Origin of the sequence: Spirosoma endbachense (genome assembly GCF_010233585.1) — a bacterium.
In the GTDB taxonomy this organism is placed as follows: domain Bacteria; phylum Bacteroidota; class Bacteroidia; order Cytophagales; family Spirosomataceae; genus Spirosoma; species Spirosoma endbachense.
In genome coordinates this window covers 8,498,691-8,521,518 of sequence record NZ_CP045997.1, presented here as the reverse complement: position 1 = coordinate 8,521,518, position 22,828 = coordinate 8,498,691, and the positions used below count along the sequence as shown (strand labels likewise).

Annotated in this window: 25 protein-coding genes; 11 read left to right on the top strand and 14 right to left on the bottom strand. The window is 49.5% G+C overall.

Features of this window, described 5'->3' with window-relative positions; all coding sequences use genetic code 11:
- Positions 1-52 precede the first annotated feature (52 nt).
- Positions 53-259 (top strand): hypothetical protein, encoded by a 207-nt coding sequence (locus GJR95_RS34550; protein WP_162383931.1) that lies wholly within the window; start codon positions 53-55, stop codon positions 257-259.
- Positions 260-1,054: 795 nt separating this feature from the next.
- Here the strand turns inward: GJR95_RS34550 and GJR95_RS34545 are convergent.
- Genes GJR95_RS34545 through GJR95_RS34520 form a run of 6 tightly spaced genes read right to left on the bottom strand, consistent with a single transcriptional unit; the run spans position 1,055 to position 4,656 of the window.
- Positions 1,055-1,507 (bottom strand): YHS domain-containing (seleno)protein, encoded by a 453-nt coding sequence (locus GJR95_RS34545; protein ID WP_162390189.1) that lies wholly within the window; start codon positions 1,505-1,507, stop codon positions 1,055-1,057.
- A gap of 16 nt (positions 1,508-1,523) precedes the next feature.
- Entirely contained in the window at positions 1,524-2,426 is a 903-nt protein-coding gene (locus tag GJR95_RS34540) for an alpha/beta fold hydrolase (RefSeq protein WP_162390188.1), read from the bottom strand.
- Positions 2,427-2,484: 58 nt separating this feature from the next.
- Positions 2,485-3,117 (bottom strand): LysE family translocator, encoded by a 633-nt coding sequence (locus GJR95_RS34535; protein ID WP_162390187.1) that lies wholly within the window; start codon positions 3,115-3,117, stop codon positions 2,485-2,487.
- Positions 3,118-3,157: 40 nt separating this feature from the next.
- On the bottom strand, positions 3,158-3,658 hold the full coding sequence (locus tag GJR95_RS34530; RefSeq protein ID WP_162390186.1) for a DinB family protein: 501 nt from the start codon (positions 3,656-3,658) through the stop codon (positions 3,158-3,160).
- Positions 3,659-3,708: 50 nt separating this feature from the next.
- Positions 3,709-4,131, bottom strand: coding sequence for a DoxX family protein (locus GJR95_RS34525; RefSeq protein ID WP_162390185.1), 423 nt, complete (start codon positions 4,129-4,131; stop codon positions 3,709-3,711).
- 30 nt (positions 4,132-4,161) lie between these two features.
- A complete protein-coding gene (locus tag GJR95_RS34520) occupies positions 4,162-4,656 on the bottom strand; it encodes a YHS domain-containing (seleno)protein (protein ID WP_162390184.1) in 495 nt (164 codons plus the stop codon).
- A gap of 380 nt (positions 4,657-5,036) precedes the next feature.
- Here GJR95_RS34520 and GJR95_RS34515 point away from each other — a divergent pair, with 380 nt between their 5' ends.
- On the top strand, positions 5,037-7,388 hold the full coding sequence (locus GJR95_RS34515) for an ATP-binding protein (RefSeq protein WP_162390183.1): 2,352 nt from the start codon (positions 5,037-5,039) through the stop codon (positions 7,386-7,388).
- Positions 7,389-7,396: 8 nt separating this feature from the next.
- Positions 7,397-8,917 carry a sigma-54-dependent transcriptional regulator gene (locus GJR95_RS34510; protein WP_162391981.1) on the top strand — a complete coding sequence of 507 codons (1,521 nt, stop codon included), beginning with the start codon at positions 7,397-7,399 and terminating at the stop codon, positions 8,915-8,917.
- A 30-nt stretch (positions 8,918-8,947) separates the two neighbouring features.
- On the opposite strand, the gene GJR95_RS34505 is transcribed toward GJR95_RS34510, so the two are convergent.
- On the bottom strand, positions 8,948-9,571 hold the full coding sequence (locus GJR95_RS34505; protein WP_162390182.1) for an MOSC domain-containing protein: 624 nt from the start codon (positions 9,569-9,571) through the stop codon (positions 8,948-8,950).
- A gap of 362 nt (positions 9,572-9,933) precedes the next feature.
- On the opposite strand from GJR95_RS34505, the gene GJR95_RS34500 reads away from it, so the two are divergent.
- The 8 genes from GJR95_RS34500 (at position 9,934) to GJR95_RS34465 (ending at position 16,536) form a co-directional block, all read left to right on the top strand.
- Positions 9,934-10,671, top strand: coding sequence for a hypothetical protein (locus GJR95_RS34500; RefSeq protein ID WP_162390181.1), 738 nt, complete (start codon positions 9,934-9,936; stop codon positions 10,669-10,671).
- The gene (locus tag GJR95_RS34495; RefSeq protein ID WP_162390180.1) at positions 10,658-11,782 is read left to right on the top strand and encodes an ATP-grasp domain-containing protein; all 1,125 of its coding nucleotides are present in this window, start codon (positions 10,658-10,660) and stop codon (positions 11,780-11,782) included. The genes GJR95_RS34500 and GJR95_RS34495 overlap by 14 nt, the downstream gene beginning before the upstream one ends.
- Before the next feature lie 44 nt (positions 11,783-11,826).
- Positions 11,827-12,549 carry a phosphopantothenoylcysteine decarboxylase domain-containing protein gene (locus GJR95_RS34490; protein ID WP_162390179.1) on the top strand — a complete coding sequence of 241 codons (723 nt, stop codon included), beginning with the start codon at positions 11,827-11,829 and terminating at the stop codon, positions 12,547-12,549.
- Positions 12,546-13,052 carry a peptide-methionine (R)-S-oxide reductase MsrB gene (gene msrB / locus GJR95_RS34485; RefSeq protein WP_162390178.1) on the top strand — a complete coding sequence of 169 codons (507 nt, stop codon included), beginning with the start codon at positions 12,546-12,548 and terminating at the stop codon, positions 13,050-13,052. Before GJR95_RS34490 ends, msrB begins: the two co-directional genes overlap by 4 nt.
- 16 nt (positions 13,053-13,068) lie before the next feature.
- Positions 13,069-13,713, top strand: a complete 645-nt coding sequence (msrA, locus tag GJR95_RS34480) for a peptide-methionine (S)-S-oxide reductase MsrA (protein WP_162390177.1) — start codon at positions 13,069-13,071, stop codon at positions 13,711-13,713.
- Between the two features lie 155 nt (positions 13,714-13,868).
- On the top strand, positions 13,869-14,315 hold the full coding sequence (locus GJR95_RS34475) for a DM13 domain-containing protein (protein ID WP_162390176.1): 447 nt from the start codon (positions 13,869-13,871) through the stop codon (positions 14,313-14,315).
- A gap of 50 nt (positions 14,316-14,365) precedes the next feature.
- A complete protein-coding gene (locus tag GJR95_RS34470; protein ID WP_162390175.1) occupies positions 14,366-15,286 on the top strand; it encodes a hypothetical protein in 921 nt (306 codons plus the stop codon).
- 23 nt (positions 15,287-15,309) lie between these two features.
- Positions 15,310-16,536 carry a BamA/TamA family outer membrane protein gene (locus GJR95_RS34465; protein ID WP_162390174.1) on the top strand — a complete coding sequence of 409 codons (1,227 nt, stop codon included), beginning with the start codon at positions 15,310-15,312 and terminating at the stop codon, positions 16,534-16,536.
- A gap of 4 nt (positions 16,537-16,540) precedes the next feature.
- On the opposite strand, the gene GJR95_RS34460 is transcribed toward GJR95_RS34465, so the two are convergent.
- From GJR95_RS34460 to GJR95_RS34430, 7 genes are all read right to left on the bottom strand, one after another.
- Positions 16,541-17,401, bottom strand: a complete 861-nt coding sequence (locus GJR95_RS34460; protein WP_162390173.1) for a hypothetical protein — start codon at positions 17,399-17,401, stop codon at positions 16,541-16,543.
- Positions 17,402-17,460: 59 nt separating this feature from the next.
- Positions 17,461-18,492, bottom strand: coding sequence for a Rieske 2Fe-2S domain-containing protein (locus GJR95_RS34455; protein WP_162390172.1), 1,032 nt, complete (start codon positions 18,490-18,492; stop codon positions 17,461-17,463).
- Positions 18,493-18,498: 6 nt separating this feature from the next.
- Positions 18,499-18,921: a hypothetical protein gene (locus GJR95_RS34450; protein WP_162390171.1), complete on the bottom strand. Its 423-nt coding sequence runs from the start codon at positions 18,919-18,921 to the stop codon at positions 18,499-18,501.
- On the bottom strand, positions 18,918-19,151 hold the full coding sequence (locus tag GJR95_RS34445; RefSeq protein WP_162390170.1) for a hypothetical protein: 234 nt from the start codon (positions 19,149-19,151) through the stop codon (positions 18,918-18,920). Before GJR95_RS34445 ends, GJR95_RS34450 begins: the two co-directional genes overlap by 4 nt.
- Before the next feature lie 11 nt (positions 19,152-19,162).
- A complete protein-coding gene (locus GJR95_RS34440) occupies positions 19,163-19,846 on the bottom strand; it encodes an SDR family NAD(P)-dependent oxidoreductase (RefSeq protein WP_162390169.1) in 684 nt (227 codons plus the stop codon).
- Between the two features lie 140 nt (positions 19,847-19,986).
- Entirely contained in the window at positions 19,987-20,790 is an 804-nt protein-coding gene (locus GJR95_RS34435; RefSeq protein ID WP_162390168.1) for an MIP/aquaporin family protein, read from the bottom strand.
- Positions 20,750-22,780: an amylo-alpha-1,6-glucosidase gene (locus GJR95_RS34430; protein ID WP_162390167.1), complete on the bottom strand. Its 2,031-nt coding sequence runs from the start codon at positions 22,778-22,780 to the stop codon at positions 20,750-20,752. Before GJR95_RS34430 ends, GJR95_RS34435 begins: the two co-directional genes overlap by 41 nt.
- Between the last annotated feature and the right edge of the window lie 48 nt (positions 22,781-22,828).

The window sequence follows — 22,828 nt, the reverse complement described above, 5'->3', positions numbered from 1 at the left end:
GGCACTTTTGCCAGTACAGTACCCGACTGTATTGTCAAAATGATCACGCGCTATGATCCAGCTTGAATCACTCCAGCTATATACATCATTTTTCCCGCCGACCCGGTCTCATCAATCGAAAACGGGGGCTAAACCCAGGAATCCATTTGATGAGCAACCTCCGCAACAACCTGACTGGCTGCTCATCTTTGTGAGTATTTTGTTTCTGTTGTCGCTGCTGATTGTCTGGCTGGTCGACATTCCGGGTTTGATACGGTAAGTGCTCAATCACAAGAGCAAATCCGTATTTATTTCTTGGGCTCGTTGCTTGTCGGGACTTTGCCGGGCCATTGCTTCCCGGACGAACCCCGTTTTTAAGTGTTCATAAAAAAAAACGGGATCAACCAGCGATGCCGCTCCTTCGTCGGAAACAGAAACTACGGCTGAATCGCGTCCACCAAAACAATAATCTTTTTCATAGTATTAGCGAGTCTTAACGCTACCGGAGCCATGATCTCTGGTAGCGTTTTTGTGTTTTCCGGGTCAATTTATCTGGGACATCCAACTTCTAAGGGAATTCTAAGAATTTTCTAAGCTCATCCTTAAGCCTTGCCTGCAATTTGCCACCAGTAATCTGACCCCATGCTTGTTAAACGGGGTCCGGGTGCACATACTGATAGTCCAGAAATGGTATAGACTTATGCGTCATACTTCGCTAAAACACAAGCCGGCAATAAGGAGTAAAAGAACATCCGGCAAAAAGCTTATGCCAGCCGGTCCAAAAAGAAAGGTGAAGCTAATTGATTATGGCTTTACCGGGATACTTGTTCTTTTTATGACTATTTTAGTGATACTTGAGTTCGTTAACATCTTTGGGTATACATACCAATGGTGGCGGGAAGTAACCGCATCCTACTAGAAGAGACAGCCGACCGTTTTGATCTGGCGATGGAAACTGCGTTCAAAAAAATGGGCATCCGTTCTGCTCCGCATCCGTTGATTCGTTGTATCGAAACATGCGTGCAGCACAGAACGGATGCAATCAAATTACCGCATGGCAATTTGGTTGGCTGGTTCAATGGCCATCTTTATCTTTTATGGCTGGCCAGTTCGTATTCGCTTTCTGAATATTACCGGGTCGGTCTTTATTCCAGAGTGTCTGAACCTTCTTGTTGTAATTGAAGTATAATTTCCCGTTTTCGATTGTCCAGGCATCCGCTTCAGTAGGCGCTTTATGACCTTGAGACGTACCATAGGCACAGTATCCCCCGTACTGAGGAGCGTATTTTTCTGGCTCTGCCTTGAAAGCATCCCGATTCTGGGCAGTAGCGAAATACCAATTGGCACCCTGATAATTGTAGGAAAGCGTGGAGTCGCCCTGAACGGGTTTGCCTTCCGTGAAATAGGCAACGGGATCATAGCCACGGATGGCTTTACCAGAAGGGGCAAATACAGTTGATTGTTGAGCAAAAGCAGTTGTTACAGAGAACAAGGCGAAAATAGTCAGACGCAGAATGGTCAGTTTCATAGTTTAAAATTGATTGTTAGTTAATTGAGGCATTAGTTTGTTGATTGTTAGTGAGTTGATGAAGAATGGCCTCGCGAATTAAGTCAGGCCGACGCCAGGGAATGAAATGATTCATGCTCGGAATCATCTGGATCGTTACCGGGGCATTCGTCAGCATTCGTTTGGCAAAAGCCGCATTGCCCGGTGGTACGAGCGGATCATCGTCGCCCTGGATAACGATAACCGGAATCCGGATTGTGGTCCAGAGCGGGACCATCTTCTGAAGTTCGGCCTTTAATGGAATGATCTCCTGATTGCTGACATCAAGCTCGGTTGGCAGCCATTGACGAAATGGAAATACAGTGCCAATCGACCGATACCACTCCTTTTTTTCCAGTTCCGGATCAATTGAAGGCGCGACTAGAATCAATCCGCCAACCTGTTCCGGATAATCCATCGCCAGCCTGACCGCCACTGGTCCGCCCAGCGAATGCCCTACCAGAATTGGTTTCCGATTAGACCGGTTCCGTCGAAGAAGTGGAGCAATATCGGCGGCCTGGGCTGACAGGGAGCGCTCTGGTTCACCCAGATCCGACTTACCAAAGCCCGGACGGTCTACGGATAGCAGCTGCGCCCGATTATAGAGCGACGAATCGGCAAAAAAACTGATAAACGCATCCCATGACCCAGGCGAGCCATGAATAAACAGCACTGTTGGCAATGTATCGGCACCAATAAGCGCGTAATGAATCGAACGCTCATTCACTTTAATCGTCTCGAACGTAGGCTTTACAGGACGGTTGGCGAAGTAATCGTCTATTTTCCGATCCGACATACGGATCGAAACGCATTGGGGAAGTAGCGCCATGAGCAGTACCAACATGAGTAGCAATTGGCGCCTGCGAAAAATGTATGCCCACCACGAGGTTGACCGTTTCATAAGGTTGGGATGGTTATTCGAGGTGTTGGTTGACGTTTCAGTTGGCTAGGCTCAAACCTCAAACCAACACCTGAATAGTTTGCCAGAGTGCCATACCTATGAATAAGGCTCCCGTCAGACGGTTGATCCATGGACCATTCAAATACTGTACAATACGTTGCCGATGCCGATGGGTCAACCAAACGACAACGATCAGCAGACCAAACGCGCCCGTTGCCGTACCGAGGGCAAATACCCATTGGCTGGCCGACTGACTCATTGGCACCAGCATATGGCTGCCTATTGTGGCCCGGCTCAGATAAAGCCAAACCGCCGACCAGAACGGCAATAACTGAGGGTTCGTACTCCCTAACACAACCCCTTTCCAGAACGGTAGCGATAGCCCACCGTCACTTGATGGATTAATAACAACAGGTTTCTGCCGAAAGGAAGCAATGCCTGCACCCAACAATACCGGTATGGGCACATACGCCAGAACGATCATCCAGTTCGAATCTGTTGGAATGAGCATCAGTCCACCGGCTGCCAGACTGCTGTAGGCAATTTCGGGCAGGCTTCCTCCCAACGCCAGCCAAACTGCCGCCCGTTTGCTCTGACTCAGAGTCGTTTGTACTACGGCCAGATTAACGCTGCCTGGGTGAATAGACCCTGCAAAGCTGATTATACAGACGATAAAAAATAACAGAAGCATGGGTTTGGCAGTAGATGAGCCATCAATGACAGATAGTGTATCAGTGTGATTGGTGCTTGACCGTTGAGTAAGCAACTCCAAAATGCTCAGGTAACTCAACCGCCGGGAATGCATTCTGAACGGCAATCTGTACCAATGCCATGTGATGAATGGCATGTTCGATATTGTATAGAAGCTCACGGGCAAACGACGACGGTATCTGGAGATTTTCAGTACCCTTGACCGACAAATCGGCTTCCAGTCCGATTGACTGATTTAGATCAATCCGGTGAATAGCCCGGTCAATGGTCCCGATACGACGTAGCGCTTCGTCTGTATCGACTTCAAGCAGCAGATCACGATGCCGCCGGTCGTAGTTTAACTGACCCGTTTGCACACTAGTCACTAACAGTTCGTAAAATTCCAGAATATGCCGAACGTGCTTGCCAATGGTGTTGCCCGACAGCACAGCCAACGGGCGGGCATAATCATGATCCGTTAATTGGCCGATTACCTCGGCGAGTTGCATCAAAATATCGGTACTGGCAGATTTGAGCGACATGGCATAGCTAGTGAATGATGAAGAATTTGTACTGAATAATGGTGTGCGAATCACGCATTTACCCGAATGTTCCGTTTGCCTGAAACAGAGAAGAGTATAGGCAACCAGTGCGAACGCGTTAGTAGCAGAATGGTGATGCAGCTACCCGCTACGGTCAATGCCAGAAAGAATAAATAACCTCCGTCTCCCTGTATTGGAATGCCTAGTATGGTCAGGTGCGCCAGGATAGCACCCAGCATTACAGATAACCCTAAACCGGCCCCAATCCAGCTTGTGCGGGGAATCAGAATAAGCACTGAGGCAATCAGTTCGACAATGCCGGAGCCGATTCGCCCCCAGGGTTCAACACCGAGCGTCGAGAAAATATAGACCGACTCGGGTTGCGCCAGAAACTTAAAATACAGCGTTTGGAGCATGATAATAGCTGCTACTAAGCGGGCTGCCCACAGGAAATAGAATGCGACTTTGTTCATGATCGACGATAGGGTTACGCACGTATTAAATCAGGATTGAGATTGCGTGAACTTGCCCCAGCTGGCATCTGCCTTTTTGTGCAGGTTGTTTTCATCCTTGTTCCATTTAGGCAATGTATTGTTGATGAATGTGTGGTAGAACAGGAATAACTTGCCATCTTTGATCTTGAAGGTTTCGGGGTCAACTTCTACCTTTTCGCCGGTAGCCCCCATGGCGTAAGCACACCAGCCACCATATTGGGGCTCATATCGTTCCGGATTTTCCTGAAATGCTTTGAGGTTGGCCGGAGTCGCGAAACGGTACGTAACATTCTTATACGTATAAGCAGTTGAGGCCGACCCTTTCACGGCCTTATTCTGAGTGAAATAAGCGACGGCATCATACCCTTGCAGCGCGATACCATTTTCGAGATTAAACTGTTGTTTACGAACCGTGGGTGAATCGGCGATGGGTTTGGATTGAGCCAAAGACGGCGTCCATTGGGTTAGCTCTAAGGCGACAAACAGGAGCAAAAGCATTTTCATGGTATAGGTTGTTTGATTGATTGGCGTTGTGACGATCAACATGTTTTCGTTCACTCAATTGCCAAATACCATTCCAGTCGTGCCAAACACGATAAAAACACCCTGTAGAGCCAGAAAAAGGCGAAAATGACGGTTGAGATCCATCCCGGCATCGAACTGCTTTTGAAAAGAATTTCCGATATTTCGTAAGCTTCCCGAAATACCATTGAAAAACTGCAGGCAGATTAACTGGGCTTGAAGCAGGGAAGCGCTAAAAAACTCTATTCCGGCTCGCCAGGATGCAATTGATCTAATCTGATCATTTCGGAACGGGAATTGCGCAATCGATCCGTATAACTGGCCCGATTTTGAATCAGCCAGACAATTACTTTTAACCCATTATGGTAAACGCATCTGGTGCCATTCCCTACAATGTACTTCGCCTGTCGCACTTTACGGTCGAAAATGCGCTGGAACCAATCCTGCTCTTCGATCTGCATGGTCAGGTATACCGGGCCAATACAGCGGCCTGCCAGCAACTTGGTTATCTGCCCGACCAGATCAGTAAGCTTCACATCAGTGCTATTTATCCAGATTACAGTCAGGATCAATACGTTATGTTATGGCAAAACCTCCGGCAGCACCATACACTAACGTTCGATCTACCTCAAATTCGGGAGGATGGCACAACCCGACAGGCCGAGGTTGGGATGAATTTTGTCCGGCTCGACGAACAGGATTATCTCTGCTGTTTTGTGCGCGACGTAACAGAACGATCTGAGTTAGACGATACGTTACGTCGAATTTCGGAAGGAACAGCCTCCGATATCGGGATTGACTTTTTTCAGTCGCTGGTGAAGCAATTGACGGCGACACTCAATGTACAATACGCTATCGTGACCGAATGTACCAATATCGAGAAAACCCGCGTCAGAACACTGGCTTTCAGCGTTAATAGCAATTTACACGAAAATATTGAGTACGATCTGGCCGGAACGCCCTGCTCGATTGTCATGAAAGACCGCGAGTTTTACTTCCCTACCGACGTAGCGGCAAATTTCTGGCAGGGAGTTGGTGTAGAGTCTTATATTGGCGTACCGATTCATGATAAATCCGGCGAAGTTATCGGGCATCTATCCGTAAGTGATTCCCGCCCGATGACCAACCATCACAAATACATCGGTATTCTGCGGGTGTTGGCGGCCCGTTCGGGTGCCGAAATCGGACGTAAAGTGGCCGAAGAACGGTTGTTGCAAATCCAGCAACAACTGGAAAACACGGTAGAAGCCAGAACGCGTGAGCTGGCTACTGCCAAAGAAGATGCCGAAGCCGCTAATCGGGCCAAAAGCGAGTTTCTGGCCACCATGAGCCACGAATTACGTACACCACTCAACGGTATTCTGGGTTATACTCAGCTGTTTAAGCGTGATCCCGATTTGACGAAAAGTCAGCAGAATGGCATTAAAATCATGCACGATTGCGCCGAAAGTCTGCTATCGCTCATCAACGACGTTCTGGACTTATCGAAAATTGAAGCCCGGAAAATGGAAGTATTTTCGGAGGTATTTTACCTGCCCGAATTGCTGCATAACATTGCCCAACAAACCCAAATCCGGGCAGAGCAGAAAGGATTATGCTTTGAGACGGATCTGTCTCCGAATCTACCCCAATGGGTCGTGGGCGACGAACGTAAACTGCGTCAGGTTCTGCTCAATTTATTGGGCAACGCCGTCAAATTTACGCCAACGGGTACGGTTACGTTTCGGGCAGATTATAAGCCGGGGCAAGGCCACGAAGCAACATTACCACCTACCATTCGATTCATGATTGAAGATACGGGTGTTGGCATTGCCAATGAGCAACTGGCCAGTATTTTTCTGCCATTTCAGCAAATCCGCGAATCGGTTGATTTTGTGGAAGGTACTGGATTGGGTTTATCGATAACTGACCAGTTGGTAAGACTGATGAACGGTGATCTTTACGTGTCCAGTCAGGCGGGTAGGGGGACACAGTTCCGGCTTTCACTGGCCTTGCCCGAAGCCGCGATTCCCTCCGAAACGAACCCCACTGCTAAACTTAGCCAGCCTATTATTGGCTATGAAGGACCGCGCAAAACAATTCTGGTGGCTGACGATGGCTGGGAAAATTGTTCCATCCTGACTAATCTGTTGATACCACTGGGGTTTACCGTGATTGAGGCCCGCAATGGGCGCGAGGCTGTCGAGCAGGCTGTAGCCCACAGACCGGATTTGATTTTGCTGGATTTAGTAATGCCTTATTTAGATGGGTTTGGGGCACTGAAGCAGATTCGGACCAATGCCGATACGAATTCAGCCAGAGTTGTTGCGTTCTCGGCGCGGGTATTCGAACAGGACAAGCAAAAGAGCCAACAGGCAGGTTTTGATGATTTTATTGCCAAACCGATTGATTTTGATGCACTGCTGACCACAATAGGCCATCTCCTGAACCTTGCCTGGAAAACCCGGCCTGTTAACGATGCAGCAGCAGAAATGACAACTCGTTTTGACACTATTCCTACAGATACTAGTTCAGTTCCAGATCGTTCGCAACTCGAAGCATTGTACAAACTCGCCAGCATGGGCGATATTCAGGGTATTTTGGCATATCTCGCTGATATTGAGCAGAAGAGTTCGGCGTATAACCGCTTTATCAGCGAAATACGCCGGGCCGCGGGCGAATTCGATACCCGTCAGATACGAAAATACCTTCAAGCTTGCTTAAAGACGTTATGAACGAGTTTATGAATGATGAGTTAGCCGACGACACCGAGTTGGGGCGGTCCAGATCCGCTCATACCATTCTGATTGTAGACGATATGCCCAATAACATAAGCGTGTTGTTCGAAACCTTAACTCGTTTTAACTATAAAGTGCTGGTCGCCCGTGATGGGAAAAGCGCGATCGAACAGGCTGGGCTGGCTCAGCCAGATCTGATTCTGCTGGATGTTATGATGCCGGGCATGGACGGCTTTGAAACGTGTCGTCGGTTGAAACATGCAGAGGCAACTCAGGCCATTCCGGTGATCTTTATGACCGCCTTGTCGGAGACAATCGACAAAGTGAATGGATTCAACATGGGCGCTGTCGATTATATTACCAAGCCCTTTCAGCTTCAGGAAGTTCTTGCCCGCATCAACACGCACCTGACATTACGCCAATTGCAACGCGATCTTGAAAAAGCCAACGCACTGCTCGAAAAACGAGTGGCCGAACGTACTGAATCGCTGTCGAAAGCGCTGGCTGAAGTAGAACAGTTAAAGAACCAGCTACAGGCCGAGAATACCTACCTGCGCGACGAGATTAAACAGACCAGCAACTTTGACGAAATTGTCACCCAGAGTAAAGCATTCGGGAAAGTTCTCCGACAGGTCGAGCAGGTTGCTTCGACCCATACAACGGTGTTGATATTGGGGGAATCAGGCACGGGTAAAGAGCTATTGGCCAGGGCCGTGCATAACCGAAGCAGCCGAAAAAATCGACCACTGGTAAAAGTGAACTGCGCCGTGTTGCCCGCTACGCTGATCGAATCGGAATTATTTGGCCATGAGAAAGGGGCGTTTACCGGAGCAATGATTCAGAAAATCGGTCGGTTTGAGCTGGCTGATGGGGGGACTATTTTTCTGGACGAAATCGGTGAAATTCCAATTGAGTTGCAGGCCAAACTACTTCGGGTGTTGCAGGAAGGGGAGTTTGAGCGAGTGGGAAGCAGTAAAACCCTGAAAGTAAATGTTCGAGTGATTGCCGCCACCAACCGCAACCTCGAAAAAGAAATAAACGAAGGCCATTTCCGGGAAGACCTGTTCTATCGGCTCAACGTATTTCCGATTCAGAGCCTACCCCTGCGCGACCGTAAAGACGACATTCCGCTGCTGGTTCGGCATTTTTGCACCAAACATGGTCCCGGCATCGGTCGCCAGATCGACGATATTCCGAAAGACGTACTCGATGCGCTGATGGCCTACAATTGGCCAGGAAATGTTCGGGAATTAGAGAACATCATCGAACGCTCGCTGATTATTTCGTCGGGCCGTAAACTGGATCTTGGCGATTGGTCAGGCCAGAAGAGTATGCTGTCACTCAAAACCGGCCGGGACGCCTTCGGGCTATTGACAATGGAAGACTGCGAACGGAATCATATCATTTCAGTACTGGAATACACGCGCTGGAAAGTGAGTGGTGAGAGCGGAGCCGCGAAAATCCTCGACATGATTCCCACTACGCTCGACTCCCGAATGAAAAAATTAGGCATTCAACGACCTTAAGAATAGTATTCTAAACCCTTATTCCCAGCACTAACCAAACATCCTCCTTAACGAATCCGGCAGGTGTGGCAGGGTGAGCAAGCTCGCAAATACGTCTTTATCTGCCTTGCGGGTCAATACGATTTCGGATACAGTTTGAATGGTAATGGTGGTGTCAGCTGCTTCGATCAGAGTAATTTCGTCGCCTGCCTGTACGGTTCCTGGTTCTACTACCCGGAAATAAATACCGGATCGACCCTCACGAGCGAAGCGACGAGTCATGCCCGAATCATCGAACCGAACGTTTAGCTTATAACATGGAAACCGGGGTTGCACTGCCCGTAATAGGGCCGAACCAGCACGAAACAGGTCGCCGATGCGTACCTCAGATTCGAGCAACCCCTCAGTAGTCAGGTTTTCCCCAAATAATCCGGGAGCCCAGTCGTCGCGTTCGATTTGGTGCTGCCAATGGGTGTAATGTGCGGTATCATAGGCATATACGGCCTTATCTGGCCCGCCGTGTACGGTCAGATCGGCCTGCCGATCCCCAACGAAGTTGAGCGGTTCTAGTGATACCGGCCCTTCAATGGGGTATTTGAAAATAGCGGTAGTAATCGTTCGCCCGCCCCATTCGACCGAACGAGGCAGACCCACATTGACAGATAGGATGTTCATGAGAATCCTGGTGGTCAAAAGGTTAGGGTTTAGATAGTGCTGGAAGCCACTATCCTGTACGTCGGGGCATTCGTAACCAAACCAGAACTGTTCGTGCGAAAGACTCCTCCGGCAGTACAGACTAATCTGCCGCTTCGTTCCAAAGCTACTATTTTTTAAGCTAAAGGCGGAAAGGGTTTGCCAGCAGAGCCGATGCCTTCACGTGATTGTCCCGATTTACCAAGAGCATTACGAAATATCGTAAATTATTTTTTGAGCACAAAAATAATTTAACAGGCAATTGTCTAATAGACAGGTAGTTGTCTTAAAAATTGAGAGTGGTATAAGTCTTGATTATGTTGAAGTAATCAAGATAACTGCTCATGTGTACTGCCACCTATTTACCTCTTGGGGCGAACGATTTTATCCTAACGCACAGCCGCGACGAAAAAGCCATTCGCCCGGCCGCGCTGCCCCCCCGAACAGTTCGTGTCGACGGAATAGACGTTACTTTTCCACAAGATCCGCAGGGGAAAGGGACATGGATTGCATCCGGGCTACGCTTTGGGACTAGGCGAACGACCGTTTGCTTACTGAATGGAGCCTTTACACCCCACCTGCCCAAACCACCCTATCGGCACAGCCGGGGTTTAGTACCTGTACACGTTTTTGCCTATCCAACGATCGAATCGTTTATTACTACCTATGATTTCAGCAACATTGAGCCACTTACGCTCCTGATCGCCGAAGCAAATCGACTGATCGAACTGCGCTGGACTGGCAATCGACTATTCATGCGCGAAAAAAATCCGGAACAGCCATACATCTGGTCGTCAGCAACACTCTATTCGGCCGATATAATCCGGCAGCGGGAAGGCTGGTTTTGGGATTGGTATCGTCAGAATCCTACCCTATCTGTCGATGCTATTCGGCGTTTTCATCAGGTTGCGGGAAAGGGCGATGCCGAGAACGGCCTTCGAATGAACCGCCAGAATTTCATGCTAACAGTCAGTCTAACGAGCGTTGTCCATCATCAGGAGGACGTAACGATGCTTTACGAAGATTTTACCCAGTCGATAGGTAGCCAACAAACCATCAATCCTTACTATGCAACCGCTTAGTGCACCCCGGCGAAGTTCCGATGTCAGTACACCAACCCGTTTCTGGGAAATAGTACTGGCGTATTTACCCTCATTTCGCTTTGATAGTCCATTTCTTATCCGTCTACGACACTGGGAATACTGGCCATTCGAGGTAGTTTATTTTCCGCTGTTTTTTTACCATATCTGGCTGTCGATCAGGGCGCGTTCCTTGTTTTTCTTTTCGGCGTCGAACCCATCCATCGAAACAGGCGGTCTGTTTGGTGAATCCAAAGCACGTATTCTGGACCGTATCAGCGATGAGTTCAAACCAGCTACCTTGTTCGTTCCCGTATCGACGCCTATTGATGGTATCGTTAGTCGAATGGAAACGATAGGGTTAACGTACCCAATCATTGCCAAACCCAACGTGGGCGAGCGCGGCTGGCGGGTCGAAAAAATTGAGCACACAGAAGCGCTGGTTAGCTATCTGGAAAGTAGCCCGGTCGATTTTCTGATTCAGGAATATGTCGATGAACCACTCGAACTAGGCGTCTTTTATTATCGGATGCCGGGACAGGAACAGGGCGTAGTGTCGTCTGTGGTGCAGAAAGAATTTCTGACCATACGCGGCAATGGGCGCGACTGTGTCGAAAATCTGATCAGGCAGAACGAGCGGGCCATTCTTCAACTGCCCGCGCTTACGGCCAGGTATGGCAACATTTTTCACAAAATTCCGGCCCCAGGTGAAACGTTGACCCTGGTGTCAATTGGAAACCATTGCCGAGGCACCAAATTCCTGGATGCCAACCACCTCATTTCGCCAGCATTAAACCGGGTATTCGACCAGATCAGTCAATCCATTGATGGGTTTTACTTTGGGCGATATGACCTGCGTTGCCGGAGTGTGGCCGATTTATACGCAGGGAAACACATTCGAATTATGGAGCTAAACGGTGCAGGAGCTGAACCTGCCCACATTTACCAGCCAGGTTTTTCGTTGCGTGAAGCCTACCGGGTACTGTTTCAACACTGGCGTGTTCTGTTTGATATCAGTCGTGAGAACCACCGCCGGGGAGTGTCTTATATGACTCTTCGGGAAGCGATTGACATGTGGAAACGTACGAAGAAAAATAAGAGCCTAACGGCCTAATATACTGCCAATTACATTGCCAGTCAATCATTAACTTTTTCAGAATGAGCTCGTTGTTTGCTTCTATAAATATGGACCTAAAGGGGCTAAGCGTACTCTTAACGGCTGGCCCTACGCAGGAAGCCATTGACCCGGTACGGTACATCAGTAATCACTCGACCGGTAAAATGGGCTATGCGCTCGCAGAAGTGCTGGCCGAGCGCGGAGCAAAGGTCATACTCGTCAGTGGTCCTACAAATTTGACCGCCAGGCATGCTGCCATCAACGTTATACCGGTCCGTTCGGCGGCTGAGATGTACGCAGTTTGTCAGCATCACTTCCCGAAAGCGACAATTACGGTGCTGACTGCTGCCGTTGCGGATTATACACCGAAGGTTGTTGCCGACCGGAAAATCAAGAAGCAGGAAACAGAGTTTTGTCTGGAACTCGTCAGAACAGTGGACATTGCGGCCCGTCTGGGGCAGCAAAAACGTAATGATCAGCTTATGATTGGTTTTGCGCTGGAAACCGATAATGAACTAGCGAATGCTCAGGCGAAATTGGTTAGCAAAAACCTGGACCTTATTGTGCTCAACTCGCTTAGAGATGAAGGTGCGGCTTTCGGGCACGATACGAACCAGATTACCCTCATCCATCGTAACGGAGCGATTCACCGCTTCGGGCTGAAATCTAAGCGGGCAGTAGCCTGCGACATTGCCGACCAGATTGGCATTATACTACCTGTATCAATTTATCAATCAACTCATCAACAAACACAAAAACCATGAATCGACAATCAATTTTGGGGAGCTTAGTGAGCGTACTACTGGCTGTATCTCCGGTACTTTCAGTAGTAGCTTTTGGGCCTGATTCAAACCACATTTATATGGAGAAGCCACCCCGTCGGGTAGAGAAAACAGAAGCAGACTGGAAAAAGATACTGACACCCGCCCAGTTTGCCGTCACGCGAAAACAAGGCACCGAGCGTCCATACAGCAGTCCACTGGCCAATAACCACGAACACGGAATCTACCGCTGTGTTTGCTGTCATGAACCCCTGTTTAGCTCGGATACCAAGTTTGAATCAGGAACGGGCTGGCCAAGTTTCTACGCTCCACTCCGTAAAAGCGTCATAAAAGATCTGTCAGATGCCAGTCACGGTATGCTTCGAACCGAAGTGCAATGTGCAGTTTGCGATGCACACTTGGGCCATGTTTTCGATGATGGTCCTGCCCCAACGGGTCTTCGTTATTGCATGAACGGTGTAGCTTTAGAGTTCGTCAAAAAATAGTAAACGAATAAATACCATGCGATTCATTCAGATTTTGACACTCGGATTCTGGCTGCTTACGAGTTGCTCGCAGGCTCAGGACCTGGAAACCGCACCTGCCCGACTACCCAAACTGAAACCCGGCGAAGCCGTGGCTACGTTTGCTGGTGGATGTTTCTGGGCGCAGGAAGAAGGATTCGATCAGATTAAGGGAGTTCGGGAGGTTATTTCCGGCTATTCCGGGGGTACTGTTGCGAACCCAACCTATCAGGAGGTCGGTACTGATGAGACTGGTCATGCCGAGTCAGTACAAGTCTATTATGACCCAACTGTAGTTAGTTACCGCGATTTACTCGATGCGTTCTTTGCCGGTCACGATCCAACGACACTCAATCGGCAGGGCCCCGACGTCGGACGCGATTACCGTTCGGTGGCGTTTTATCGTACACCCACCGAAAAGCAGGAAATCCTGACTGCAATTCAACGGGTGAATGCGTCAAAGCACTATGCCAACCCGGTCGTTACGGAAGTCGTGCCCTTCAGCGTGTTCTATCCCGCCGAACAATACCACCAGAATTACTGCCAGTTGCATCCCAAACAGCCGTATATACAGCACGTATCACTACCCAAGGTAGAAAAGCTGCGCCACGCCATGAAGGGAAAACTGAAACAGGAGGGGTAAGCCCTTCCTGCTCTAGCTGTCGGCAAATGGCGGAATACGTCGGATTGGAAGGGAGCAATGCTTCCTGTCTCAGGCAGTAACAACGCGAAATCCATTGCCAGCTTTTTTTACGAAAGTTATAGCTGGCTTGATAAAGAAATCCATTAACGATACACATGAAACAGGCAATCCCCTTTATCCTGCTGATTCTGGTGTTTGGCGGCTGTATCAAGCCCAAAGATCTGGTGCCCTTAGGCAACGGGGGGATACCAGTCAGCACTATTGATCCGGCTCTGGCATTTGATACAACCGGTCAGCAATTACGTGCGTCCGGGACGTTCCAAAATGGGGTTCATACCGTAAGTGGAACGGTGCGGCTGTATGAACGTAATGGCAGACAAACACTGGTTTTTAAAAATTTCCAAAGCGATGTAGGGCCTGACTTACGGATCTATTTAGCCACGGATACGCAAGCCAGAAATTTCACTGAGGTTAGTATGCTAACCGCTACCGGCTACTTTTTCGTAGATGTACCTGAAGGCATTTCACGAAACCAGCAACGATACGTACTAATCTGGTGTAAACGATTTTCTGTGCATTTCGGAAATGCGGAGCTGAAATAAGCGCGACCAGTACGAAAGGCACGACACAATTGTACCTAAAAACCCAATTCATGAACTACCTCATACCTGCATATCTGATCGTACCCCTGCTTTTATTGAGTAAGTTATCTGCTGTCGCTCAAGGGTGTAGCGATGCTGGCTTCTGCACCATCGGTGCCCTGAAACAGCACGGGACGGCTGACAGCAAAGGGCAAAAAATTACCCTTCTGCTACCGGTAGGATTGGGGGATGAAGGAGTTTTTGTGTTTGCACCGGGCATTCAATATGATAACCAACTGTCGGCAAAGTGGGCTATTCAGGCAAAACTTACCGCCAATTACGCCAGCGGTAATTTAGGAAACGCTACTGGCCTGGGCGATGTGATTCTATCGGGCACATACACATTGCCGGCTAAAGCTAAGTGGGCAACCTCGGTAACGGTGGGTGCCAAACTGCCGCTAAATGGAGGAAATCTGAAAAGCGACGGCCGTCCACTGCCAATGCAATACCAGAGCAGCCTTGGCACTATCGATTTAATAACCGGCATTTCGGTAAGTGACAGTCGATGGCAATTTTCGGCTGGCTGGCAGCAACCGCTGACCGGCACTAACGATAATTCATTCTTACCCAATCTGAGTAATAAACCCGAAGCGCCAGCCTATCCGCCATCGAATCAGTTTAATCGCAAAGCTGATGTACTGGCTCGTGCCGCTTACACATGGGCAATAAATACTCGATTTAGCCTGAATGGTGGATTGCTGGGTATTTATCACCTGACAGAAGATACGTACACGAATGCAGCTGGCAATTCAGTCAGGATCAGCGGCTCTCAGGGACTCACACTAAATGCAACGCTGGCCGGCTGGTGGTCTGTAAACCCCAAAATGCGCATCGGCTTTACGGCTGGAACACCCCTGGCAACCCGTGAGGTTCGGCCCGATGGTCTTACGCGTAGTATTGTTTTTGCACCCGAAATCAGCTGGCTTTTTTAACCATCTTTCTCCTTTTAACGAACATGTCAACGTATACGCGCGTTGTGCTTGCTCTGTTTATGAGCGGGACAATGCTAATCACACATGCCCAACCGGCAAGTTTAGACGACTCGACACGAAGCCGTATTGTACCGCTCAGCGAACAACGTGATTTGTTGGACGTAGTCAGGAAGTTACTTCCATTTATGACGCTGAAAAACGAAGATACCGTTACCATGCCGCTTGGACGCACATTCGTGTGGCTGCTGCCCGTGGTGGGGTATACGCTACAAACGGGTTTTTTAGGCCAGATTCAGGGTAATGTTATGTATCGTCGTCCTGGTGCCAATGCCTCGACCATCATTCCGGCGGTGGCCTACACGCAGAATAATCAATTGTTTTTTGCTACCCGGCTTAACACCTGGACACCAGATAACCACTTCAACTGGGTAGGCGATTATCGACTCTATAAATACCCACAAGCTACGTTTGGAATTGGCACATCGACTAAACCAACGGATGAACTCAACATTGATTTTACTTATTTACGACTCTATCAGACGTTGCTCAAACGAGTCAGACCGAATACGTATATAGGTATCGGTTATCATCTGGACTATCACTGGAACATTCGAACGCTCACCTCGCAAAACGACCAGGCTACTATACCCAATTACACGGTAGGAACACAGGGCCGGTCGGTGTCGTCCGGGGTATCGTTCAATCTGCTCTACGATAGCCGGATGAACTCACAGAACCCTGAGCCATCTGCCTATCTTAATCTGGTATTTCGCCCTAACTTTAGAGCGTTGGGCAGCGATGCCAATTACCAGAGCCTGACCCTGGAAGGCCGGAAATACGTCACCTTACCGTCGGCTTCGGATGCATTGCTGGCTTTATGGTCCTACAATGCATTTACATTTGGCGGAAATGCTCCCTATCTTGACTTACCGAGCACAGGGGGGGATATGTACGAAAATTCAGGCCGGGGTTATTTGCAGGGGCGTTTCAGAGGGCGAAACCTGTTGTATCAGGAGGCTGAATATCGTTTCCCTATTACCCGAAATCGACTACTTGGCGGAGTCGTTTTTGTCAATAATCAGATTGCCTCTGAAGCGCTTACGAACCGGCTTGGTCCATTTGCACCGGGCGCAGGCGTTGGCCTTCGGTTGACTACCAATAAATTCTCCCGTCTGAACGTGGCGATTGATTATGGTTTTGGGTTAAACGACTCCCAAGGGCTCTTCTTCAACTTCGGCGAGTATTTCTGATTTTCTAGTGGCACATTGCGATTTGAAACGCTTCATCAAGTGGGGCCTGAGCTATGGGCTGTATAGAATCCGTGTAGAGAATCAGCCAGTTGTCGGCCTGCTCCAGACGGCCACGCAGCTGAACAGGTCGGCCAATGTCGGTCAGGATACTGGCGTTAAGCGATTGCCCCGTTGGCCCGACAATCAGGTAGTAATTAGCCTGCCCTTGGCTGTTACGTACCGATAATAAAGGCGGAATACCGCCTGAAATGCACCGTACTGCACACGAACGATGCGGCCGTCCTTCACCCGGCTTCATCACACCAAGCATGCATTTCGGATCGGTGATTTCGCCTGTTACTGTTATCATACCCAGATTGCCCGTTTCTGTCATAGGTTGAGCCTGAGTTCTGCCTGATTCAGGCCGGAGAGGCTGTGCTGGAACTGAAACACGGACTAATGCGTCGGCTTCTTCGGTCAATTCAAGAGCTGCTTTGCCATCGTGGTAAATGAGTGTCCCTCTTACTGTTAACGTTTTATTGGTTAACGATCCCTGCTTCGCTTCCCACTGATTGAGGGTCGAATCGGCGCCCCGTTTGTTATAGCCGATGAGCAACACACGCTCAAAAAGAAGCGCATTTCCGACAGCCTGTTTTACCGGAATTCGCAAAAAGGGTACGGGTGTCCGAATTAACTCACCTTCTAAAGTGGTTAGTTTGCCATACTCAAATACGGCTCCCGAAAAACCTTGCTGCTGCCACACAAGAAGCCCCGCAAGCAGGGGCAAAACTACCGCAAGTACTAGTATAGCCCAACGAACCGCTTTTCGAAATGGGGTTGGCACATCGGCCTGCCAGCCGATATAAAAATCATTGTCTGGTTTCATCTAGACTGAAGAGTAAAAAGAGTAAATGAGCGAAATGGGGCATAGGGCCTCAATTTCCATTAAATGAACGCTGGTGGTTGGGGTGTTCCGGGCGGGTTAGGCGTTGGGTTGACCCAAACTGTTGTACCCATGCATTTTACGGCATAGGTTTCCACTTTTTCGGTGAACGGAGGGGGCGACTGCCCGTTATGTGGCAGATACTGATAACCATGCCAGGGGCAGGTGATGCAACCATCAATGATTTTACCCTCGCCTAGTGGCCCATTCTGGTGCCGACATTGATTATTGACTGCCGATAGTTTACCGTCATACCGGAAAAGGGCAATGTTCTGTCCATTAATCATCAGCGTTTTTGCCCGATTTTCGGCAATGTCACGTACGTCGCATACCTGAACAAAACCGTTCGTTTCCTGACCTGATGGATGTATATCACGCCGTTGGCTCACGATGGCTGCGGCCAGATGAAGGCCAATAAGTTTGAGCATCCCCAGGCCAAGCAACATCGCATAAACGACTGAGGTTTCCTGCTGCAATACGCCCAGCAATACATGCATCACGATCAGGCCATAAGCTACGTAAACACCCATATGCAGCGTTTTCCAGATGCGGGGAGTCAGGTTTTTGAGCCAGAAATCGTGGCTCGTAGCAGCCATCAGGAATAGAATCAGCAGCGCAAAAAATCCCAGTGTCTGAAACGGAAACTGGGAAAAATGCCGATAGTCCGGTTCTGAGGTAAATAGTGAAATCAGCGGATCGACGTTTCCATGCGAATGGAACTGAATCAGGCCGAATAGGCCATGTACCGACGCGATCAGAAACATAGTTACCCCCAGATGCCGTCGGTTGTAGAGCAACGGTAAAAAGCGAGGGTTGAGTCGACAGAGTGGCCCAATCGCCAGGATGATGTGCAGCATCAGAAAGGCAAGCGTACTGGTCGCCCGAATGATAACCGTTTCGGCCGTTACATCGGGAAATAATACCATCTGGAGACCGCAGAAAATGACCAGATACAATCCCACAAAACTCGTAATGGCCCAATCGTATCGTGTTTTCTGACGGTTCCAGGAAACAGCTTGGTAGTGTAGTCCCATGATGGCTTAAAAATGAATGGTTTGTAGCGTCGTGTGATGGATCTCATCCACGAGCGTAATGGCAGGATGACTACTCGAATCAGGCAGGGGAAACCGATAGACGCCCGATACCTCCAGCGTTCCGACGGCAAGCGGATTTGCCCCGGTTCCAACCCGAACAACGATCGAGGGAACTTCCAGCGGTTGCCGGACAACTAGTTCAAGCTGTCGCATCGATGATTGAGCTTCCCGGCGCAGATTAACTGATATACCCGGCTTGTCGACGGCCTTTATCAGTATCGGTAGGGCCGGGGCTAGTGGCTGGCTGATCAGTTGCTCCTGTATGGGTGGTATTCTGTTCAATTGCAAAGCGGCCACGAAACCAATCGGCAGACCGATGGCCAGTAGAAACCACATGATGCGGTGTGTCCGCCGAAGTTTTACGTTCATGGCAATGAGGGTTTAGAATCGGTAGGCGAGGGAGGTTGATGCTGTAGTAACTTCCGTAAGAGTAACGGCCAGAGTGCGAAAGAGCCGGGCAGGAGCAACAGCCGAACGGCCAGACTTAGTGTTTTCGCTTCTTCGTCAAGGCGAGAAGCACCCCAGCCAATGAAATACAGTCCAAATACGGCTCCAACGAACAAATAGCCATAAAACAGCATGATAAATATTTCGATCATTGTATTGTCAGTTAAGCCCGGTTATAGATTTTTACGACTGTTTCGCGCGTCATACGCCCCGTATCGCTCACCAGAAAGGCAATTAAATCCGCTATTTTTTCGGCCGGAACCCAGTAAGCCGAATCTGCATCGGGCATGGCGGCCCGGTTCGCTGGAGTATCTACCGTACTGGGTACAACTACCGTAGCCGTGGTGTGATGCAGTTTACCCGCTGCATTGATGAGTTTGGCCAGTTCAAAAACCAATGCCTTGCTGAGGGCATAGGCAACCATGCCTTTGCCTTCGGCAGGATTTAGCGTGGGCCGTGCGCCAATCAATATAAACTGACCTCCACCCTGTTGTTCGAAGCGACTCATCAGGGGTTTGATGATGTTAAATGCTGACATGAAGTTGAGGTCAATCATTTTTTCCAACAGGCGACTATCGGTTTCCTGTATTGTTCCCATGGCAAAACCTCCCACCAGCAATACGACCGCCCGCAGATCGAAATCGGCAGTTGAGGTCATGAACGCATCAACGCTGGCCTCATCCAGCACATTCACCACATACGAACGAACGTTTGGCAGATGGTCATAGAGTTTTATATCGCGGTCGGTGCTAAAGGTTGCCAGAACCTGATATCCTTGTTGATGGAGATGCTCAACAACGGCTTTGCCCAGATTGCCTGCTGCTCCTGTAATTAGAATTGTTTTCATGATGGGATTAGTGATTTTTGGTAAATTTTATTCATTATCAGGTTGTTAGATGGTATGGCGTCAGCTGTCGTGCTGTCATTATCCAACAGCACATCTGAATTCAGGATCGCCCGAAATAGCTACATCATGTATCGTTTAACCTATCCTTCGTCTTTGCTCCACCACAATACCTGATAGCTCTGGCAGCCATTTCTCTCTCCGGACAAGTGCATCGCCATGGTTCGGCACTGGCCAAAACGTCGGCGGTAGTTGCGCCGGTAAAGCCAGCCCGCTAACCACATTCCCGTAATAGGCCCGACGAAATAAAGCCACCAGCCCGTCCATAGTTGTGCAGAAAAAGCGGAGCTAACCGTACGAGCCGGATTGATGCTCATCCCCGAAATAGGGGCCTCAAAGGTGATGTATAGCGCCACAACTAGGCCTACAAAGTATCCCGTGAAGGGAGCCAGCCGGAAAGAGTTACTGAGTGTAAGCACCATCATTAACATCCCAAAGGCCATTGCAAACTCGAACCCTAAGGCTGTCCAGATACCGGTTGGGCCAGGCTGCGTGGCCACGAAGTTCACCGTTGGGTGGGCCAAATAATTGGGAATAAGCCAGTACAGCAACGCAATTGCCAGTGAACCACCAACAAATTGCGCCAGAATGTAAGCCAGCGCATCAATGGTAGAGATCCGGTTAAGTCGCCATTGGGCAATGGTAACGGCCGGATTCAGGTGTGCCCCCGACCGTTTGCCCCAGCCTGAATAAATCAGGCCAATGGCCGTAAGCCCCATCGCGATACCGATCAGCGCCCGACGAATCATGGACGATGGGATAACCTCCCGAATCGGAAAGGCAGGATGCTCCACAACAATTACGACCAATGAGGCTGAGATCATGAACATCCCCAATGCCCAGGCTTCAATCAGGTACAGAGACCAGTTTTTCTGAAGAGTTTGCATCTTTAATACGGGGTAATTGTGCCGGATAGTCTGCTAACAGTTTGACAATGGCCCCTACCGACCATGCCTGATTGGCGGTTCCACGACCTTGCTGCGGGTGTAAGCCGTCGAAAATTTCGGAGATTCCGAACAAACAGTCGTGCTCATAAAAATGCTGTTTTAACGTAGCCAGTTCGGTATACATCCGCTTACGCATTGTGACCGAATCACCATGAACCCGGAAATAAGCGGGCCAGTATTCGCCCAGCAAAAACGGCCAGACAGTTCCCTGATGGTAGGCAGTGTCGCGCAGCCACGAGTCGCCCCCATACACAGCCACAAAAGCCGGATCAGTGGGTGCGAGCGTCCGCAGTCCATAAGGAGTATATAAATGCTTATCGACCGTTGCCAGAATTTGTTGCTGGTCGGCCTTGTTCAGCAGGGGAAACGGCAAACTGAGCGCATAGATCTGATTGGGACGAATGCTGCTATCGGGCGATCCACCAGGAATCACTACGTCGTTCAGATACCCTTTCTCGTTCCAGAAAGCAGGCCGAAAACTCTCCTCAAACCGTCGGAGCATGAGCGCATATAAATCGGGTTTTCGATGCAATTGCTTTGCGAAATAAATCGTGATCTTCAGCGCATTATACCAAAGTGCATTAATCTCAACCGGGCAGCCGTGGCGAGGAGTTACGACATAATCGCCTACGCGGGCATCCATCCAGGTCAGCTGAGCTGTACCTTTTCCGCCGTATAACAATCCATCGTCGGTAACATGAATGCCATAGCGAGTACCGCTTTTGTGCGCATTCAGAATAGCCAGCAACTGCTCGAAATGCTGTTCGATAAATGCCAGATCGTTGAATCGCTGGTGGTATTCATAAAGAACCACAAACAACCAGAGTGTAGCGTCTATGGTATTGTACTCAATCGGGTCCTGGCTATTGTCGGGGAAGCGGTTGGGCAACATGCCATCGTCCAGATAGCGAAAAAAAGTGGCCAGAATCCGTCGGGCTGTCTGCTGATGACCTAACGAAATGCACAGACCACGTAGCGCAATCATTGTGTCGCGCCCCCAATCGGTAAACCAGTGATAGCCCGCAATAATCGTCTCGCTTTGAGCGGCCGGCGATCCGGCGGCCGGCGATCCGGTTGATTGTCGCTGTACGATGAACTGGTTGGCCGAAGCGACCAGATCCTGTAAAAACGGTTCAGTCTGGCTTTGGCGAAGCTCTTCGACTCGCCTGACTTCCGAAGCCCTTAGGTCGGCGGGGGCCGGAATCAGGAGTTTCTCGTCGGTCGAAAAGGTAAGAAAACACTCTTCGCCCGGCTCCAATCGGGTCTCTACATGGCCAATTGAATAAGCATCTTCCGTGAAATCCAGGCCGCGCTGTTGTTCTTCCCGGTACGTAAACTGATTATACCAGGCGCGATTTTCGGTAAACGCTCCTGATGAAAACGCCCAATACACAGGTGCTGCTCCATAATGAGCATAGAGTTTCAGGTAGGGATAGGTCTGAGCAATGTAGTAGTTCGCATAGTCGCTCTGGTGAAACAGGCTATGGTAATCACGCTGAACGAACAACGGCATTAGCTGAAGCGTAACCGCCTTTTTGCCGAGGTTTTGGTAAACAACCATTGTTGTGTTGGCCATTTGTACCATAAACACGGTTTTAGAAATGCGATGTTCTCCTGCCTGATAAACCCATTTGGGTAATGGCAATCGTTCGAAAGAGACCAGGTGTTGCCAGCCCTGCGGATGAACAAAGTCGCCATAACGATTGCTCGACAAAGCAACTGCACCCTGCTCCGTCAACAGCGTTTCGTCAACTTTCGAGACCAGCACCTGCCGGTCGGTGGGTGGGTGCTGCGCGGCAACAAGTAATCCATGATACCGTCGGGAATTGGCCCCTGCCAGTGTACTGCTGGCATAGCCCCCCAACCCATTGGTGATGAGCCATTCGCGCTGGGCGATGTCATCAAAATTGCTGGTTAGAACGTAATGCATAAGGTTTGGGTTTGGTATTTGTAGTTGGTTGGCTGGCTGGCCCGCCGA

Excerpts from the sequence above, each read along its gene's own strand:
- GJR95_RS34535 (WP_162390187.1), bottom strand. The coding sequence starts at position 3,117 with ATGCTTCTGTTATTTTTTATCGTCTGTATAATCAGCTTTGCAGGGTCT.
- GJR95_RS34455 (WP_162390172.1), bottom strand. The coding sequence starts at position 18,492 with ATGGGACTACACTACCAAGCTGTTTCCTGGAACCGTCAGAAAACACGA.
- GJR95_RS34465 (WP_162390174.1), top strand. The coding sequence starts at position 15,310 with ATGTCAACGTATACGCGCGTTGTGCTTGCTCTGTTTATGAGCGGGACA.
- GJR95_RS34550 (WP_162383931.1), top strand. The coding sequence starts at position 53 with ATGATCCAGCTTGAATCACTCCAGCTATATACATCATTTTTCCCGCCG.
- GJR95_RS34490 (WP_162390179.1), top strand. The coding sequence starts at position 11,827 with ATGAGCTCGTTGTTTGCTTCTATAAATATGGACCTAAAGGGGCTAAGC.
- GJR95_RS34500 (WP_162390181.1), top strand. The coding sequence starts at position 9,934 with ATGTGTACTGCCACCTATTTACCTCTTGGGGCGAACGATTTTATCCTA.
- GJR95_RS34495 (WP_162390180.1), top strand. The coding sequence starts at position 10,658 with ATGCAACCGCTTAGTGCACCCCGGCGAAGTTCCGATGTCAGTACACCA.
- GJR95_RS34450 (WP_162390171.1), bottom strand. The coding sequence starts at position 18,921 with ATGAACGTAAAACTTCGGCGGACACACCGCATCATGTGGTTTCTACTG.
- GJR95_RS34460 (WP_162390173.1), bottom strand. The coding sequence starts at position 17,401 with ATGAAACCAGACAATGATTTTTATATCGGCTGGCAGGCCGATGTGCCA.
- GJR95_RS34440 (WP_162390169.1), bottom strand. The coding sequence starts at position 19,846 with ATGAAAACAATTCTAATTACAGGAGCAGCAGGCAATCTGGGCAAAGCC.
- GJR95_RS34525 (WP_162390185.1), bottom strand. The coding sequence starts at position 4,131 with ATGAACAAAGTCGCATTCTATTTCCTGTGGGCAGCCCGCTTAGTAGCA.
- GJR95_RS34510 (WP_162391981.1), top strand. The coding sequence starts at position 7,397 with ATGAATGATGAGTTAGCCGACGACACCGAGTTGGGGCGGTCCAGATCC.
- GJR95_RS34475 (WP_162390176.1), top strand. The coding sequence starts at position 13,869 with ATGAAACAGGCAATCCCCTTTATCCTGCTGATTCTGGTGTTTGGCGGC.
- GJR95_RS34445 (WP_162390170.1), bottom strand. The coding sequence starts at position 19,151 with ATGATCGAAATATTTATCATGCTGTTTTATGGCTATTTGTTCGTTGGA.
- GJR95_RS34540 (WP_162390188.1), bottom strand. The coding sequence starts at position 2,426 with ATGAAACGGTCAACCTCGTGGTGGGCATACATTTTTCGCAGGCGCCAA.
- GJR95_RS34435 (WP_162390168.1), bottom strand. The coding sequence starts at position 20,790 with ATGCAAACTCTTCAGAAAAACTGGTCTCTGTACCTGATTGAAGCCTGG.
- GJR95_RS34470 (WP_162390175.1), top strand. The coding sequence starts at position 14,366 with ATGAACTACCTCATACCTGCATATCTGATCGTACCCCTGCTTTTATTG.
- msrA (WP_162390177.1), top strand. The coding sequence starts at position 13,069 with ATGCGATTCATTCAGATTTTGACACTCGGATTCTGGCTGCTTACGAGT.
- GJR95_RS34505 (WP_162390182.1), bottom strand. The coding sequence starts at position 9,571 with ATGAACATCCTATCTGTCAATGTGGGTCTGCCTCGTTCGGTCGAATGG.
- msrB (WP_162390178.1), top strand. The coding sequence starts at position 12,546 with ATGAATCGACAATCAATTTTGGGGAGCTTAGTGAGCGTACTACTGGCT.
- GJR95_RS34515 (WP_162390183.1), top strand. The coding sequence starts at position 5,037 with ATGGTAAACGCATCTGGTGCCATTCCCTACAATGTACTTCGCCTGTCG.
- GJR95_RS34530 (WP_162390186.1), bottom strand. The coding sequence starts at position 3,658 with ATGTCGCTCAAATCTGCCAGTACCGATATTTTGATGCAACTCGCCGAG.
- GJR95_RS34430 (WP_162390167.1), bottom strand. The coding sequence starts at position 22,780 with ATGCATTACGTTCTAACCAGCAATTTTGATGACATCGCCCAGCGCGAA.
- GJR95_RS34520 (WP_162390184.1), bottom strand. The coding sequence starts at position 4,656 with ATGAAAATGCTTTTGCTCCTGTTTGTCGCCTTAGAGCTAACCCAATGG.
- GJR95_RS34545 (WP_162390189.1), bottom strand. The coding sequence starts at position 1,507 with ATGAAACTGACCATTCTGCGTCTGACTATTTTCGCCTTGTTCTCTGTA.